Origin of the sequence: Pseudomonas sp. MWU13-2517, from assembly GCF_023242545.1 — a bacterium.
In the GTDB taxonomy this organism is placed as follows: Bacteria; Pseudomonadota; Gammaproteobacteria; order Pseudomonadales; family Pseudomonadaceae; genus Aquipseudomonas.
In genome coordinates, this window is sequence record NZ_JALMFA010000001.1 from 444,554 (window position 1) to 460,831 (window position 16,278).

The 16,278-nt window shown below is 61.7% G+C and carries 12 protein-coding genes; 11 read left to right on the forward strand and 1 reads right to left on the reverse strand.

Annotation, left to right across the window (positions count from 1 at the left end):
* Positions 1–16: 16 nt before the first annotated feature.
* The gene (locus M5B97_RS01985) at positions 17–838 is read right to left on the reverse strand and encodes an aldo/keto reductase (protein ID WP_248730582.1); all 822 of its coding nucleotides are present in this window, start codon (positions 836–838) and stop codon (positions 17–19) included.
* Positions 839–943: 105 nt separating this feature from the next.
* Between M5B97_RS01985 and M5B97_RS01990 the strand changes: the two genes are divergently transcribed.
* The 11 genes from M5B97_RS01990 (at position 944) to M5B97_RS02040 (ending at position 16,239) form a co-directional block, all read left to right on the forward strand.
* Positions 944–1,438: a DUF1543 domain-containing protein gene (locus tag M5B97_RS01990; RefSeq protein ID WP_123718642.1), complete on the forward strand. Its 495-nt coding sequence runs from the start codon at positions 944–946 to the stop codon at positions 1,436–1,438.
* Between the two features lie 178 nt (positions 1,439–1,616).
* The gene (locus M5B97_RS01995) at positions 1,617–1,898 is read left to right on the forward strand and encodes a peptidylprolyl isomerase (protein WP_005788801.1); all 282 of its coding nucleotides are present in this window, start codon (positions 1,617–1,619) and stop codon (positions 1,896–1,898) included.
* A 130-nt stretch (positions 1,899–2,028) separates the two neighbouring features.
* Positions 2,029–3,888: an extracellular solute-binding protein gene (locus M5B97_RS02000; protein ID WP_248730583.1), complete on the forward strand. Its 1,860-nt coding sequence runs from the start codon at positions 2,029–2,031 to the stop codon at positions 3,886–3,888.
* A complete protein-coding gene (locus M5B97_RS02005) occupies positions 3,888–4,949 on the forward strand; it encodes a microcin C ABC transporter permease YejB (RefSeq protein ID WP_248730584.1) in 1,062 nt (353 codons plus the stop codon). Before M5B97_RS02000 ends, M5B97_RS02005 begins: the two co-directional genes overlap by 1 nt.
* A complete protein-coding gene (locus M5B97_RS02010; protein ID WP_248730585.1) occupies positions 4,949–5,971 on the forward strand; it encodes an ABC transporter permease in 1,023 nt (340 codons plus the stop codon). The genes M5B97_RS02005 and M5B97_RS02010 overlap by 1 nt, the downstream gene beginning before the upstream one ends.
* 10 nt (positions 5,972–5,981) lie before the next feature.
* Positions 5,982–7,553: an ABC transporter ATP-binding protein gene (locus M5B97_RS02015; RefSeq protein WP_248730586.1), complete on the forward strand. Its 1,572-nt coding sequence runs from the start codon at positions 5,982–5,984 to the stop codon at positions 7,551–7,553.
* Between the two features lie 110 nt (positions 7,554–7,663).
* On the forward strand, positions 7,664–9,055 hold the full coding sequence (locus tag M5B97_RS02020) for a sigma 54-interacting transcriptional regulator (protein WP_248730587.1): 1,392 nt from the start codon (positions 7,664–7,666) through the stop codon (positions 9,053–9,055).
* A gap of 290 nt (positions 9,056–9,345) precedes the next feature.
* Positions 9,346–10,737: a GntP family permease gene (locus tag M5B97_RS02025; RefSeq protein ID WP_123718646.1), complete on the forward strand. Its 1,392-nt coding sequence runs from the start codon at positions 9,346–9,348 to the stop codon at positions 10,735–10,737.
* A 7-nt stretch (positions 10,738–10,744) separates the two neighbouring features.
* Complete coding sequence (locus M5B97_RS02030) at positions 10,745–11,518, forward strand: 3-hydroxybutyrate dehydrogenase (RefSeq protein ID WP_248730588.1); 774 nt, start codon at positions 10,745–10,747, stop codon at positions 11,516–11,518.
* An 85-nt stretch (positions 11,519–11,603) separates the two neighbouring features.
* Positions 11,604–13,559, forward strand: coding sequence for an acetoacetate--CoA ligase (locus tag M5B97_RS02035; RefSeq protein ID WP_248730589.1), 1,956 nt, complete (start codon positions 11,604–11,606; stop codon positions 13,557–13,559).
* Between the two features lie 142 nt (positions 13,560–13,701).
* Positions 13,702–16,239: a PAS domain-containing sensor histidine kinase gene (locus M5B97_RS02040; protein ID WP_248730590.1), complete on the forward strand. Its 2,538-nt coding sequence runs from the start codon at positions 13,702–13,704 to the stop codon at positions 16,237–16,239.
* Positions 16,240–16,278 lie beyond the last annotated feature (39 nt).

Below are 16,278 nucleotides of genomic sequence, written 5' to 3' on the forward strand. Positions count from 1 at the left end.
TCCTGCCGCTGAAGGGCTACACCATGGCCAATGGATGCTTACGCTTGGGCGCACCAAATACGCGATCGATCGCGTCCAGGTCGTGTTCATCCAATACCAGTTTCGCGGCACCGGCATTGAGCCGCACGTGTTCGGGCGTGACCGCTTTAGGGATCGCAATCACGCCGTCCTGGCGCAGCACCCAAGCCAGGGCGACCTGAGCCGGCGCTACCTCATGACGACGAGCGATCTGCTTGAGCGTGGGGCTGGATAAAAGCTCACCGCCCTGGGCGATCGGACAGTAAGCCATCAAGGGCAAATGGTGTTGCTGCCACCACGGCAGCAAGTCGAACTCGATACCGCGCTCCTCGATGTTGTAGAGCACCTGGTTGGTCGCACAGGCGGGAGATGCAAGGTCCTGCAGGTCGGCGACATCAAAATTGGAGACACCCCAGCGCCCGATCTTGCCGGCCTCACGCAGGCGTTCGAACGCTTCAACGGTTTCTTCAAGGGGATATTGACCACGCCAATGCAACAGGTACAAATCGATATAGTCGGTGCCCAGGCGTTGGAGGCTGGCTTCACAGGCACGCGGAACGCCCTTGTGGCTGGCATTGTGGGGGTAGACCTTGCTGACCAGGAATACCTGGTCACGCCTGCCGCGGATGGCTTCGCCGACCACTATTTCGGCGCCACCCTCGCCGTACATTTCAGCGGTATCGATCAGGGTCATGCCCTCGTCGATACCCAATTGCAGCGCCGCGACTTCGGCACGATGCTGGTCGGGGTTTTCGCCCATGCGCCAGGTCCCCTGGCCGATGACCGGCACAGGAACGCCAGCCAGATCAATGGTACGCATGACAATCTCCTGATGAGTTCGCGGGTCTACAGTGTGGCACTGGGCGGACAGAAGGGTTCAATCGAAGTATGGTTACTCTTTGTCCACTTGCCAGGAAGATCTCCAATGCTGTTTGTAGTGATGCTCGGGGGCAAGCACCCCAGGGCCAGGATCGAAGTGCACGATGTGGTGTTTACTGTGGCGGATACGCTGCAGGCCACTTATCCGCAATTGCGCGACAGTTGGTTCGGCAGCCCGTCAGGTGTGCATATCGATGCGTGGATGGGGGTCGACGGTGTCGATGGCTGGAAAGTGGAAGTGAGCCCTCTGGCGCCGCGTGCCGATGCGCACCGTTTGTACTTCATCAACCTCGGCGGCTATGAAGCCGACACCTTCGGTGAGGCTCATCACTACGTGCTGGTGGTGGCGCGCACCCCGCAGGAGGCAAAGGCCAAAGGCAAACGGAAGATGCTGAACCACTGGTCTCAGGCCCACACCGACTGTGTGCTGGATGTCGACGACTGCCTGCCCATCGATCTGGTGGACGGTCGGTATATTCACCTCGTGCAAGGTACGCATCGCCCCATCATCCAGCAAAACGACTATATCGTTCTGAGCTGAGCGCTGATCGAACGGCTTTATCGTGCCCTTCGGCGACTTGTACGCGGGGGTCACGACTGTTCACGGGCAGGTGCCTGAACAATTACCTGGCACCACTGGGTCATCCGGCAGGAACTTTGCCGGGAAATAACCGCCTGAATCCGGTAGGCTCACCCTTTTCATTCAAGGAGTTACTCCCATGGCCAAAGCCACCGCCCGTCACATCCTCGTGTCCACTGAAGACAAGTGCAACGAACTGAAGGCCCAAATCGAAGGCGGCGCTGATTTCGCAGAAATCGCCAAAGCCAACTCCAGCTGCCCCTCCAGCCGCCAAGGGGGCGACCTGGGTTCGTTCGGTCCAGGCCAGATGGTCAAGGAATTCGACACTGTCGTGTTCAGCGCCCCGGTCAACACCGTGCAAGGCCCGGTGAAGACCCAGTTCGGTTACCATCTGCTGGAAGTCACCAGCCGCCAGGACTGATCCCGTCCGCGCTGATGCTATGAACAACGGCCCGCCTTTTGGTGGGCCGTTGTGCATGTGATGACTGGCGACACGGATGCCGTTAGCGTACAAATCCCTATTCTTCTTCACCCGGCGTTCAAGGCTGATAATGCGATTGGCTTTTTCCAGACTGCTCAGTACCTCCCTGGCCCTGCTGTTGGCCAGTAGCGCCGTGATCGCGGCTCCGCAGACCTACCTGACGGTGTACGGCGAACCGGCCAAGTATGCCGCCGGCTTCAGCCATTTCGACTATGCCAACCCCGACGCGCCCAAGGGCGGCAGCCTGCGGCGCTCCGCCATCGAGATCGGGCGCTTCGACCATGTGCTGCCGTATATCGACAAAGGCATCGGCGTCTCCCAGGTCGACGGCTGGCTCTATGCGCCCCTGGCTCAGCGCTCCCTGGATGAGCCCTATACGGTGTATGGCCTGGTGGCAGAGAAGATGGAGCGCGCCGATGACGGTTTGTCCCTGCGTTTCTACCTCAACCCCAAGGCACGCTTTGCCGATGGCAAGCCGATTACCGCCGAAGACGTGCGCTACAGCTTCGACCTGCTGATGACCCAGGGCAGCCTGCGCTTTCGCACACTGTTCGCCGACGTCAAGCACGTTGAAGTCGAAGGCGAACGCCAGGTGCGCTTCGATTTTTCCAGCAATGAGAACCGCACCCTGCCCCTGGATATCGCCACCCTGCCGGTGTTCCCCGAACATTGGTGGAAGAGCCGCGACTTCGCCAACGGCGGCGGCTACGAAGCCCCACTGGGCAGCGGCCCGTACACCATCAGCAAGATCGACTCCGGCAGCACCATCACCTTTACCCGTGACCCCGACTGGTGGGGCAAGGACCTCCCGGTCAGCCGCGGCCTGTACAACTTCGACCACCTGAGCCTGGAGTACTTCGGTGATACCGAAGTGGCGCGCCAGGTGCTGCGCGGTGGCGCGTATGACTTCAACCGCGAGTTTTCCGCCACCGGCTATTCCATCGGCTACAACGGGCCGGCACTGGACGATGGCCGCCTGCAACGTGCCCATTTGGCCAGGGAGATGCCACAACCAGCCCAAGGCTATGTGTTCAATGTGCAAAAGCCGATGTTCAAGGACCGCCGCGTACGCCAGGCCCTGGCGATGCTGTGGGATTTCGAATGGGCCAACCGGCAGATGATGCGCAATATGTATATCCGCCAGCAGAGTTTCTTCTCCAACAGCCCATTGGCCGCCAGCCAATTGCCGACGAAGGAAGAGCTGGCGATTCTCGAACCGTTGCGCGGGCAGGTGCCCGACGAGGTCTTCACCCAGGTGTTCAAGGCACCGGTCACCGATGGCAGCGGCATGATCCGCGACAAACAGCTGCAAGCGCTGGCCTTGCTGGAGGAAGCCGGCTGGAAACCAGACGGTGACAAGCTCGTCAACGCCGACGGCGAACCGCTGGAGTTTACCTTCCTCAACGCCCAGGCCGGACTGGAGCGCCTGCTGCTGCCGTACAAACGCAACCTGGCGCAGATCGGCATCACCCTGAACATTCGTCGGATCGACGCCTCGCAGTATGTGAACCGGGTGATGGCGCGGGACTACGACATGATCGTCGCCGGCTTCCCGGTCACCACGTCCCCGGGCATGGAACTGTACAACTTCTTCGGTTCGGCAGCCGCCCTGGACCCGGGCGCCAACAACTACATGGTGCTTAAGGACCCCGCCGTGGACAGTCTGATCAAGGGCCTGGTCAAAGCCGACACCCAATCCCGGATGCTCACCTACGCCCATGCCCTGGACCGGGTGCTGCAATGGAATTACCTGTGGATTCCCAACTACTACCCGCCCGGTACCTCGGCGGCCTGGTGGAACCGTTTCGGCCGACCTGCCGTCGAGGCCAAAAATGATGAAGCCCTGGAAACCTGGTGGGAAATCAGCCCGACACCGTTGACCAATGAGCAAATGAACGCCGAATTGAAAAAACGCGGAGGTACCCACTGATGTTTGCCTACATCGTGCGGCGTCTGCTGCTGATCATCCCGACGCTGGTGATCATCCTGCTGGTCAATTTCGTGATCGTACAGGCCGCGCCCGGCGGCCCGGTGGAACAGGCCATCGCCCACCTGCAAGGGATTGGCGGCGGCGCCGTCGGCGGCTCGTCCGGCGACAGCATCAGCAGCGGCTCCCGTGCCAGCCGTGGCCTGGACCCAAAGCTGATCAAGGACATCGAAAAACAGTACGGCTTCGACAAACCCGCACCGGAACGCCTGTGGCTGATGCTCAAGAACTACGCACGGCTGGACTTCGGTAACAGCTTCTTTCGGGGCTCGACGGTGATCGACCTGATCCTGGAGAAAATGCCCGTCACGCTTTCGCTCGGTCTGTGGGCCACCTTGATCACCTATCTGGTGTCGATTCCCCTGGGGATTCGCAAGGCGGTGCGCCATGGCAGCAGCTTTGATGTGTGGAGCAGCACCGCCATCGTCATTGGTTATGCGATGCCGGCCTTCCTGTTCGCCATGTTCCTGATCGTGGTGTTCGCCGGTGGCACCTCGTTGAACTGGTTCCCGGTGCGCGGGCTGGTGTCGGAGAACTTCGCGCAATTGAGCCCCATCGGCAAGATTGCCGATTACTTCTGGCACTTGGTACTGCCCGTGACCGCATTGGTAATTGGCGGGTTTGCCACGTTGACCATTCTCACCAAGAACTCGTTCCTCAATGAAATCACCCGCCAATACGTGGTCACCGCGCGCGCCAAGGGTTTGAGCGAACGCCGCGTGTTGTACGGCCATGTGTTCCGCAACGCCATGCTGCTGGTGATCTCGGGTATTCCCCAGGCATTCATCAGCGTGTTCTTCGCAGGCTCCTTGCTGATCGAGGTGATTTTCTCCCTCGACGGCCTCGGCCGCATGAGCTATGAGGCGGCCGTGTCCCGCGATTACCCGGTGGTGTTCGGCTCGCTGTTTATCTTCACCCTGTTCGGGCTCTTGATAAAACTCATCGGTGACCTCTGCTACACCCTGGTGGACCCGCGTATCGACTTCGCCGCGAGGAACGCCTGATGTTGAATCTATCTCCCGTGGCCCGTCGGCGTTTCGAGCGGTTCAAGAAGAACCGTCGCGGCTGGTGGTCACTGTGGTTGTTTATCGGACTGTTTTTACTGACGTTGGGCGGTGAGCTGATCGCCAACGACAAACCCCTGGTGCTCAGCTACAAGAACACGCTGTATTTCCCGGTGTTCAAGCGCTACACCGAACAGCAGTTCGGCGGCCAGTTGCCGTTCCAGGCCGACTACCGCAGTGACTACGTGCAAAAGCTGATCAAGCAGGACGGTGGCTGGATGCTGTTCCCGCCGATCCCGTTCAGCGACGACACGCCCAACTACGAACTGACCCGCCCTGCCCCCAGCCCACCGTCTTCGGTGAACTGGCTGGGCACCGATGACCAGGCGCGGGATGTGCTGGCCCGGGTGATCTCCGGCGCACGGGTGTCGATCCTGTTCGCCCTGGCACTTACTGCCATCAGCGCCGCTATCGGCATTGCCGCCGGTGCGCTGCAAGGCTTCTACGGCGGCTGGGTCGACCTGCTCGGCCAGCGCATCCTGGAGGTGTGGTCCGGGCTGCCGGTGCTGTACCTGCTGATCATCCTGTCGGGTTTCGTCGAGCCGAATTTCTGGTGGCTGTTGGGGATCATGGCGCTGTTTTCCTGGCTGGCCTTGGTGGACGTGGTACGCGCCGAGTTCCTGCGCGGGCGCAACCTGGAGTACGTCAAGGCCGCACGGGCATTGGGGCTGGGCGATGGCAAGATCATTCGCCGGCATATCCTGCCCAACGCCATGACCGCGACCTTGAGCTACCTGCCATTTATCCTGACAGGCGCGATTTCCACCTTGAGCGCCCTGGACTTCCTCGGTTTCGGCATGCCTGCGGGCAGTGCGTCGCTGGGCGAGCTGATCGCCCAGGGCAAGCAGAACCTGCAGGCACCCTGGCTGGGCCTGACGGCGTTTTTCACCCTGGCGCTGATTTTGTCGCTGCTGGTATTTATCGGCGAGGCATTACGTGATGCCTTCGACCCACGTTCATGAGTGATTGCATATGAACCTGATCGAAATCCGCGACCTCAGCGTCGCCTTCAGCGGCCAGACCGTGGTGCGCAACCTGAGCCTGGATGTACGCCCTGGCGAGTGCCTGGCGCTGGTGGGCGAATCGGGGTCGGGCAAGTCGGTGACGGCCCATTCGATCCTGCAACTGCTGCCCGAAGCCGGTACGCATACCACAGGTTCCGTGAAGTATCGCGGCCAGGAGTTGATCGGTGCGTCGGCGGCCACCCTGCAAAAGCTGCGAGGCAACCGCATCGCAATGATCTTCCAGGAGCCGATGACCTCCCTCAACCCGTTGCACAGTATCGAAAAGCAGATCGGCGAAACCCTGCTGTTGCACAAAGGCCTGGGAGGCAAGGCGGCACAGGCGCGCATCCTCGAATTGCTGGAACTGGTCGGCATCCAAAAGCCCCGGGAACGGCTCAAGGCCTACCCGCACCAGCTCTCCGGCGGCCAGCGCCAGCGGGTGATGATTGCCATGGCCCTGGCGTGTGAACCGGAACTGCTGATCGCCGACGAACCCACCACCGCGCTGGACGTCACCGTGCAACGCAAGATCCTGCTGTTGCTCAAGTCCCTGCAGGAACGCCTGGGCATGTCGCTGCTATTGATCAGCCACGACCTCAACCTGGTACGCAGCATTGCCAAACGGGTGTGTGTAATGCGCGCCGGGGAAATTGTCGAGCAAGCCGACTGCCAGACCTTGTTTGACGCTCCCCGGCACCCTTACAGCCGTCTGCTGCTGGATGCCGAACCGGCCGGCGATGCGCTTTGCAGTGATGAGCGCGAAACGGTGCTGCAAGTGGACGACCTGAGCGTGCAGTTCCCTCTCGGCGGCGGCCTGTTCCGACGCAAGACCTACCTGCGCGCAGTGGATGGCATCAGCCTCAGCGTGCAGCGCGGCAAGACCCTGGGCATCGTCGGTGAGTCAGGCTCGGGCAAGTCCACTCTGGGCCAGGCGATCCTGCGCCTGCTGGACTCCACCGGCAGCATTCGCTTCCAGGGTGAAGCCCTCGACCCGTTGACCCCTCAGCAGATGCGCCCCTGGCGCAAGCAGATGCAGGTGGTGTTCCAGGACCCCTACGGCAGCCTCAGCCCGCGCATGTCGGTGCAGCAGATCATCAGCGAAGGCCTGGAAGTACACGCACCGTGCAGCCTGGAAGATCGCGACGCCCAGGTGATCCAGGTGCTCAAGGATGTCGGCCTCGACCCTGAGAGCCGACATCGTTACCCCCATGAGTTTTCCGGTGGCCAGCGCCAACGCATTGCCATCGCCCGCGCCCTGGTGCTCAAGCCTGCGCTGATGCTGCTGGACGAACCCACCTCGGCCCTGGATCGGACGGTGCAGAAGCAGGTGGTGGCATTGCTGCGCGAGTTGCAGGAAAAATACGGCCTGACCTACCTGTTTATCAGCCATGACTTGGCCGTGGTACGCGCCATGGCCCACGACATGATTGTGATCAAGGACGGCAAAGTGGTGGAGCGCGGCGCGAGCCACGAAGTGTTCGATGCACCGCAACATCCGTACACCAAAGAGCTGCTGGCAGCGGCGCACATCCCCTTGTAGGAACGAGCTTGCTTGCGAAGAACAGATAGGCGACACGGGGTATCTGGTAGCGTTGCGTTATCGTTGACGGTTTTTCGCGAGCACGCTCGCTCCTACAGGATTCTGCACGCATGAACACCAGCCTCAAGGATTACCAACAGGTTCGCGGCCTGGCTATCCAGTCGCTGTTCGAGATCATCGAACAGTCCAGCGAGGGCACGGTGATTGTCGACCGCGACGCGAATATCGTGTGGATGAATGAGCGCTACGCCAAGCGCTTCGGGCTCAACAGCGCTGACGAAGCCATCGGCCAGCCGTGTGAGAAGGTCATATCCAACAGCCTGCTGCGCCAGGTGGTACGCACCGATCTGCCGATTCTGCTGGATATCCAGGACACGCCCAAAGGCCCGCTGGTGGTGATGCGCCTGCCGATCCATGACGATGCCGGCGCGGTGATCGGGGCGATTGGCTTTGCATTGTTCGATGAACTGCGCAACCTGTCGCCACTGATCGAACGCTACCTGAGCATGCAGCAGGAACTGGCGTCTACCCGTTCGCTGCTGCGCAAACGTCAGAGCAAGTACAACTTCGCCCACTTTATCGGCACCAGCGCCGCCAGCCTGGAAGTCAAACGCCGCGCGCGCCGCAGTGCAAGTGCCGAGTCGCCGGTGTTACTGCTCGGCGAAACCGGTACCGGCAAGGAGCTGCTCGCCCAGGCGATTCATGGGGCTTCGAATCGGGCGAACAAGGCCTTTGTCAGTATCAACAGCGCGGCCATTCCCACGGATTTACTGGAGGCCGAATTCTTCGGTACCGCGCCCGGCGCGTTCACCGGTGCCGACCGCAAGGGCCGCCCCGGCAAACTACAGATCGCTCAGGGCGGCACGCTGTTTCTCGATGAAATCGGCGATATGCCGCTGCCGCTGCAAAGCAAACTGTTGCGGGTACTGCAGGAAAAGGAATACGAGCCAGTCGGCTCCAACGAGATGCTGCACAGCGATGTACGGGTAATCGCCGCCACCTCGCTGGACCTGGAAGCGGCGATCAAGCGCGGCGAATTTCGTGCGGATTTGTATTACCGGCTCAACGTGCTGCCGATCCAGGTGCCGCCCTTGCGCGAGCGCCTGGAGGACATCCCGGCGCTGAGCGAGGCGATTCTTGAAGAGTTGCTCAGCCGCCACGAACTCGAACCCGAGGCACTGGGGTTGCTGGCGCAACACGCGTGGCCGGGGAATATCCGCGAGCTGCGCAATGTGCTGGAGCGGGCGGCATTGTTGAGTGATGACCTGGTATTGAATGCCGAGGACATTCGCGCGGCAATCGGCACGTTCAGCCCGGTGGAGCGCAGTACGGTTCAAGCCATCGAGGGTGAATCGTTCAGTGCTGCGCGGGAGCGATTCGATCGGCAGGTCATCGCGGCCGCCTTGAAAGCGTGTGAGGGCAATGTGGTCGACGCGGCCAGGCGGTTGGGGCTTGGGCGCTCGACGTTGTACAAGAAGATAGTAGCGTTGGGGATCGCCTAGTCTCGATATAGAGACTGAAATCTCAATAACGAGATAAGGTACTGTGAGTGCGGTTTTTCTCCCGACCGTGCTGTACCAGGCGGTTTAGGCGCTGACTGAAACACTGCCACCGGCGCAAGCTCTTTCCGCAGCGGATCCCAGCCTGTCTCAATTCAGAGACAAAAACCCGCACAATCGCTCAGAGATCAAAAAATCCTTTTATATATCAATAAGTTAGATTTCTGGCACATATCTCGCTATAGCCCTACTCCAAGCATTACCCCACAAAAATAACAATCTGGAGACACACCATGAGTGTGATCATTGCCCTGGCAGCCTTGGCGCTGCTGATGCTGGCTGCCTACCGTGGCTACAGCGTGATCCTGTTTGCCCCCATCGCCGCTCTCGGCGCGGTCTTGCTCACTGACCCGTCCGCCGTCGCCCCTGCCTTTACCGGGGTGTTCATGGAAAAAATGGTCGGCTTCATCAAACTGTATTTTCCGGTGTTCCTGCTCGGCGCGGTGTTCGGCAAGTTGATCGAACTGTCGGGGTTCTCGCGTTCCATCGTGGCCGCCGCGATCCGCTTGCTCGGCACGCGCCAGGCCATGCTGGTGATCGTGCTGGTCTGTGCCCTGCTCACCTACGGCGGCGTGTCGCTGTTTGTGGTGGTGTTTGCGGTGTACCCGTTCGCCGCCGAGATGTTTCGCCAGAGCAATATCCCCAAGCGCCTGATTCCGGCGACCATTGCCCTCGGTGCGTTCTCGTTCACCATGGACGCCCTGCCCGGTACGCCGCAGATCCAGAACATCATCCCCAGCACCTTTTTCAACACCACCGCATGGGCGGCGCCGTGGTTGGGTTTGATCGGCACGATTTTCGTATTCTGCGCCGGCATGCTCTACCTGGCGCGCCAGCGCAACAAGGCGCAGCGTGCCGGTGAAGGTTACGGCACCGAGTTGCGCAACGAACCGGAAACGGCCGAAAACCTCACACTGCCCAACCCGTGGGTCGCACTGTCGCCGCTGATTCTGGTGGGCGTGATGAACCTGTTGTTCACTCACTGGATTCCGCAGTGGTACGGCAAGACCCACAGCCTCAGCCTGCCGGGCATGAGCGCGCCGGTGACCACCGAAATCGCCAAGCTCACAGCGATCTGGGCCGTGCAGGCGGCGCTGCTGGTGGGCATCCTGATGGTGCTGGCCTTCGGCTGGTCGGCGATCAAAAGCAAGCTCGCCGAGGGCAGCAAAAGCGCGGTCAGCGGCGCATTGCTGGCGGCGATGAACACCGCATCGGAATACGGCTTCGGCGCAGTGATCGCCTCGCTGCCGGGCTTCCTGGTGCTGGCGGACTGGCTGAAGGGCATCCCCAACCCGCTGGTCAACGAGGCCATTACCGTGACGCTGCTGGCCGGTATCACCGGCTCCGCGTCCGGTGGCATGAGCATCGCCCTGGCGGCAATGTCCGAGAGCTTTATTTCGGCGGCCCACGCGGCCAATATTCCCCTTGAAGTGCTGCACCGGGTCGCGGCCATGGCCAGCGGCGGCATGGACACCCTGCCCCACAACGGCGCGGTGATCACGCTGCTGGCGGTCACCGGGCTGACCCACCGCGAAGCCTACAAGGACATTTTCGGCATCACGATCATCAAGACCCTTGCGGTGTTCGTGGTGATCGGTACTTTCTATGCCACCGGCATTGTGTGAGGTTTTCATGACGACTTTGAATGGCAAGACGGCCCTCGTTACCGGCTCCACCAGCGGCATTGGCCTGGGCATCGCACTGAGCCTGGCCGAGGCTGGCGCCAATCTGATCCTCAATGGCTTCGGCGACGCCAGCGCGGTGATCGCCCAGGTGCAGGCGTTCGGCGGCAAGGTCGGCCACCACCCGGCCGATGTCAGCGACCCGGCGCAGATCGCCGATATGCTCGCCTATGCCGAGCGCGAGTTCGGCGGCGTCGATATCCTGGTCAACAACGCCGGCATCCAGCATGTGGCGGCGGTGGAAGACTTCCCGGTGGAGCGCTGGGACTCAATCATCGCGATCAACCTGTCCTCGGTGTTCCACAGCACGCGCCTGAGTTTGCCGGGGATGAAGGCCAAGGGCTGGGGGCGCATCGTCAACATCGCCTCGGTGCATGGCCAGGTCGGCTCAGTGGGCAAGGCGGCGTATGTGGCGGCCAAGCACGGCGTGATCGGCCTGACCAAGGTAGTGGGCCTGGAGACGGCGACCAGCAATGTCACCTGCAATGCTATCTGCCCGGGCTGGGTACTGACGCCGCTGGTGCAGAAGCAGATTGACGACCGCGCGGCTACGGGCGTCGATCCGCAGCAGGCGCAGCATGATCTGCTGGCCGAGAAACAACCGTCACTGGAATTCGTCACGCCACCGCAATTGGGCGAACTGGTGCTGTTCCTCTGCAGCGAAGCCGGCAGCCAGGTGCGTGGCGCCGCCTGGAATATCGACGGCGGCTGGCTGGCCCAGTAATGCAAATCTAATGGGGGTGGAGCAAGCCCCCCACCTTTGATTGATGTCGACTGGCCAATTCACACAAGAATGAGAGACTGTGCCGATGTCCGAAATTCTCTGGCAGCCCTCCCCCGAACGCATCGCCAACACGCGGATGGACCAGTTCCGGCGCTTCATCAACCAACGCTATAGCGTGCAGCTGCCCGACTACCCGGCCCTGCACCAATGGAGCATCGACCAGCGCGCGGATTTCTGGCGGGCCATCGTCAGCTACTTCGACGTACAGTTTCACAGCCCGCCCGTGGCAACGCTGATCGAAGACGCCGAGATGCCCAGCGCCCAGTGGTTCCCCGGCGCCACCCTGAACTTCGCCGAGCACCTGCTGCGCCGCCGCGACGAGCACCCCGCCGTGGTTGCCATCAGCGAAGATGGCCGCCGCGAAGCATTGACCTACGCCGAACTCGCCCGCCATGTCGCCGGCTTGCAGCGCAGCCTGCGGGCCGCCGGTGTGACCCAGGGCGACCGCGTCGCCGCGTGCATGCCCAACACCTGGCAAACCCTGGTGGGCATGCTCGCCACCACCAGCCTTGGCGCGATCTGGTCGTGTTCGTCGCCCGACTTCGGCACCCAAGGCGTGATCGACCGGTTCGGCCAGATCGAGCCCAAGGTGTTGATCACCTGCGCCGGTTACCGCTATGCCGGCAAAGACATCGACCAGAGCGCCAAGCTCAATGAAATCCTCGAACGCCTGCCGTCCCTCGAGCAACTGATCATCGTGCCGTACGCACGGCCTCAGGCGCGCGTTGACGACTACCGCAGCCAAGCGAGGGTGACGCTGTGGAACGACTTCTATCAGCCCGGCGGCGAGCCCGAGTTTGTCGCCGTGCCGTTCGATCACCCGCTGTACATCCTCTATTCCAGCGGCACCACAGGCGTGCCCAAATGCATCATCCACGGCACCGGCGGCGTGTTGCTCACCCACCTCAAGGAGCACGGTCTGCATGCCGACCTGTCCAGGGATGATTGCCTGTTCTACTACACCACCTGCGGCTGGATGATGTGGAACTGGCTGGTGTCGGTACTGGCCCTTGGCGCCACCGCCGTGCTGTATGACGGCTCGCCGTTCCACCCTGGCCCAGAGCGGTTGATCGACCTGATCGACGCGGAAAAAATCAGCGTGTTCGGCACCAGCCCGAAATTCCTCGCCACCCTGGAGAAGGCCGGGCTGCAACCGCGCCTGAGCCATGACCTGAGCAGCCTCAAGGGGCTGATTTCCACCGGTTCGCCGCTGTCACCCCACAGCTACGACTACGTGTACCGCGACATCAAAAGCGAGCTGTGCCTGGCGTCGATGTCGGGCGGCACCGACATCGTCTCCTGTTTTGTGATCGGCAACCCGGTGCTGCCGGTGCGGCGCGGCGAAATGCAGTGCAAGAGCCTGGCGATGGCCATCGAAGTGTGGAACGACCAAGGCCGGCCAGTGATCGGCGAAAAAGGCGAGCTGGTGTGCACCCGGCATTTTCCGGCCATGCCGATCGGGCTGTGGAACGATCCGGACCAGCAGAAACTGCGCGCCTCGTATTTCAGCCAGTTTCCTGGAGTGTGGGCCCAGGGTGACTATGCCGAGCAACGCCCCAATGGCAGCCTGCTGATCCATGGGCGCTCTGACGCGGTACTCAACCCCGGCGGCGTACGCATCGGCACTGCCGAGATCTATCGCCAGGTGGAAAAAGTCCCGCACGTAGTGGAAAGCCTGGCTATCGGCCAACGCTGGCAGGACGATGTGCGTGTGGTGCTGTTCGTGCGCCTCGATGACGGTGTCGAGCTGGACGATGCCCTGCAACAGCAGATCCGCCAGGTGATCCGCGCCAACACTACGCCACGCCACGTACCGGCCAAGATCCTTGCGGTCACCGATATCCCGCGCACCATCAGCGGCAAGATCGTCGAACTGGCGGTGCGCAATGTGGTTCACGGGGAGCCGGTAAAAAACACGGATGCCCTGGCTAACCCGCAGGCTCTGGACGAGTTTCGTGATCGCCCTGAATTGGCGACCTGAGGAAAAAAGGTTTCAGCCCTGACGCACTCATTTGAAGACAAACGCCCAATGCATGCTATTTTTCGAGGGGTAGTCAGCCGCTCCTGTCTCACGGGATAATCGGCTTTGTCGTATTTCAAAGCGTTATGCGTAGGGCTTTTTCATGAATGGAACATCCACCGACAGCGAAGCAGCAGTCTTGATCGCGCGGCTGGACTGGGCGCAAAGCCCACTCGGTGATGCCAGGAATTGGCCGCAAAGTCTGCGCACCGCCGTCGATATCGTCATCCACTCACCGATGCCGATGCTGCTGCTGTGGGGCAGCCAGCTCACTCAACTCTACAATGATGGCTTCGCCGCGCTCGCGGGCGACAAGCACCCCCAGGCATTGGGCCGACCGGCACATGAAACCTGGCCGGAGCTCGAGAGCTTCACCGCACCGATCTACGAGGCGGTCCTCGGCGGGCAGGCACGCACCTTCAGCGAACAGCGCTTCGTCTTGCAGCGCAACCATCGCGACACCGAAATCTGGCTCGACCTGACCTACAGCCCGGTACGCGACGAGCGCGGCACGGTGGCCGGCATCCTGGTCACCGCCATTGAAACCAACGAACGCCGCAGCAAAGCCCTCGAACTGCAGCGGCGCTCCGAAGACAGCCTCAAGGCCCAACACAGCACCGAGCAACGCCTGCAGCTTGCGCTGGCCGCAACCGACGCCGTGGGCACCTGGGATTGGGATATCGGCGAAGACCGTTTTATCGCCGACGCGCATTTCGCCTACCTGCACGGCGTCGACCCGGAAGACGCCGACCTGTTGCCGATCAGCGCTTACCTGCAAGGCGTACACCCCGAAGACCGTGGCACGGTGGCGCGCAGCATCAAGCACTGCATCACCTTCGGCACCGAATACGCCGAGGAATATCGCTTGTTGCAAGCCGACGGCCAGGTACGTTGGGTGTTTGCCCGGGGTCGTTGCTACAAGGACCATCAGGGCCGTCCGGCACGTTTCCTCGGTGCCGCACTGGACCTGACCGAACGCAAGCACACCGAACAGGCACTGCGTCAAAGCCAGACCGAGCTGCAACTGATCATCAACGCCATGCCGGTGCTGATCGGCTATGTGGACCACGAAGAGCGCTTTCGCCTGAACAACAGTGCCTACCTCGACTGGTACGGCCTGACACCCCAGGAACTCTACGGTAAAAGCATTCGTGAAGTGCTCGGCGACGATGTATACGCCGGGCGCGCGGACAAGATCGCCGCAGCGCTCAAGGGCAAGGCGTGCAGTTTCCTGACCGTCACCCCCCATCGCGACGGCCGGCCGCGCCATGCCTTGATGAAGTACCTGCCGCGCTTCAGTAATGACGGTTCGGTAAACGGCTTCTACATCTTTGTGATCGACGAGACCGAACGCATCCTCACCGAAGAGGCTTTGCGTCACCTCAACGAAAACCTTGAAGAGCGCGTGGCCCAACGCACCCAGGCGCTGGCCGAGGCCAACCAGCGCCTGCAAAACGAAATGTTCGAGCGCGAGCGCGCCGAAGACGCGCTGCGCCATGCGCAGAAGATGGAAGCGGTAGGCCAGCTCACCGGCGGCATCGCCCACGACTTCAACAATATGCTCACCGGCATCATCGGCAGCCTGGACCTGATGCAGCGCTATATCGCCGCCGGGCGCAGCGACGAAATCGGCCGGTTCACCGACGCGGCGGTGTCCTCCGCCCACCGCGCGGCCGCCCTCACCCACCGCTTGCTGGCGTTCTCGCGGCGCCAGTCGCTGGACCGTCGACCGATCGATCCCAACCAGTTGGTGGCGTCCCTGGAAGATCTGTTCCGCCGTACCAAAGGTGCGCACATCTCGCTCAAGGTGCAATTGGGCAAGGACATCTGGCCCGTCAATACCGATGCCAGCCAACTGGAAAACGCCCTGCTCAACCTGGTGATCAACGCGCGCGACGCCATGCCCGACGGCGGTGAATTGCTCATAGAAACCGCCAACAGCTACCTGGACGGCACCGATATCACCACACTTGAGCCGGTCAAGGCCGGTGACTACGTGATGCTCGGCGTGTGCGACAACGGCACCGGCATGGCGCCGAAAATCCTCGCCAAAGCCTTCGACCCGTTCTTCACCACCAAACCCATCGGCCAGGGCACGGGCCTGGGGCTGTCGATGATCTACGGCTTTGCCCAGCAGTCCGGCGGCCACGTGACCATTCACAGCGAACCGGGCCAGGGCACCTGCGTGCGCCTGTACCTGCCGCGCCTGTATGGCACCGCGCTGGAAAGCAGCCAGCCCACCAACTCGAGCGAAGCCCCGCTGGCATTGGCCGGTGAGTCCGTCGTGGTGGTCGAGGACGACCCCGCCGTGCGTATGCTGGTGGTCAACGTGCTGGGTGAACTGGGCTACACCGCGCATCAGGCAGCCGATGCACGCACGGCGCTGCCGTTGCTGGAGTCGGACCTGCGCGTGGACCTGCTGGTGACCGACGTCGGCCTGCCGGGCATGAACGGCCGGCAACTGGCGGAAATCGCTCGCCAGCACCGCCCGGGCGTGCGCGTATTGTTCATGACCGGTTATGCCGAAAAAGCCGCCGAGCGCCAGGGTTTTCTGGAAGACGGCATGGACATGATCGCCAAACCCTTTTCCATCGAATTGCTGGCCACGAAAATCCGCAGCATGATCAGCGTTGACGCCTGAGTTCAGGCATAATCGCGCGCCCTTACGTTCGACCGTTGC

Bases quoted from the DNA above. Each gene is read 5' to 3' on its own strand.
- M5B97_RS01985 (WP_248730582.1), bottom strand. From the start codon at position 838: ATGCGTACCATTGATCTGGCTGGCGTTCCTGTGCCGGTCATCGGCCAG.
- M5B97_RS01990 (WP_123718642.1), top strand. From the start codon at position 944: ATGCTGTTTGTAGTGATGCTCGGGGGCAAGCACCCCAGGGCCAGGATC.
- M5B97_RS01995 (WP_005788801.1), top strand. From the start codon at position 1,617: ATGGCCAAAGCCACCGCCCGTCACATCCTCGTGTCCACTGAAGACAAG.
- M5B97_RS02000 (WP_248730583.1), top strand. From the start codon at position 2,029: ATGCGATTGGCTTTTTCCAGACTGCTCAGTACCTCCCTGGCCCTGCTG.
- M5B97_RS02005 (WP_248730584.1), top strand. From the start codon at position 3,888: ATGTTTGCCTACATCGTGCGGCGTCTGCTGCTGATCATCCCGACGCTG.
- M5B97_RS02010 (WP_248730585.1), top strand. From the start codon at position 4,949: ATGTTGAATCTATCTCCCGTGGCCCGTCGGCGTTTCGAGCGGTTCAAG.
- M5B97_RS02015 (WP_248730586.1), top strand. From the start codon at position 5,982: ATGAACCTGATCGAAATCCGCGACCTCAGCGTCGCCTTCAGCGGCCAG.
- M5B97_RS02020 (WP_248730587.1), top strand. From the start codon at position 7,664: ATGAACACCAGCCTCAAGGATTACCAACAGGTTCGCGGCCTGGCTATC.
- M5B97_RS02025 (WP_123718646.1), top strand. From the start codon at position 9,346: ATGAGTGTGATCATTGCCCTGGCAGCCTTGGCGCTGCTGATGCTGGCT.
- M5B97_RS02030 (WP_248730588.1), top strand. From the start codon at position 10,745: ATGACGACTTTGAATGGCAAGACGGCCCTCGTTACCGGCTCCACCAGC.
- M5B97_RS02035 (WP_248730589.1), top strand. From the start codon at position 11,604: ATGTCCGAAATTCTCTGGCAGCCCTCCCCCGAACGCATCGCCAACACG.
- M5B97_RS02040 (WP_248730590.1), top strand. From the start codon at position 13,702: ATGAATGGAACATCCACCGACAGCGAAGCAGCAGTCTTGATCGCGCGG.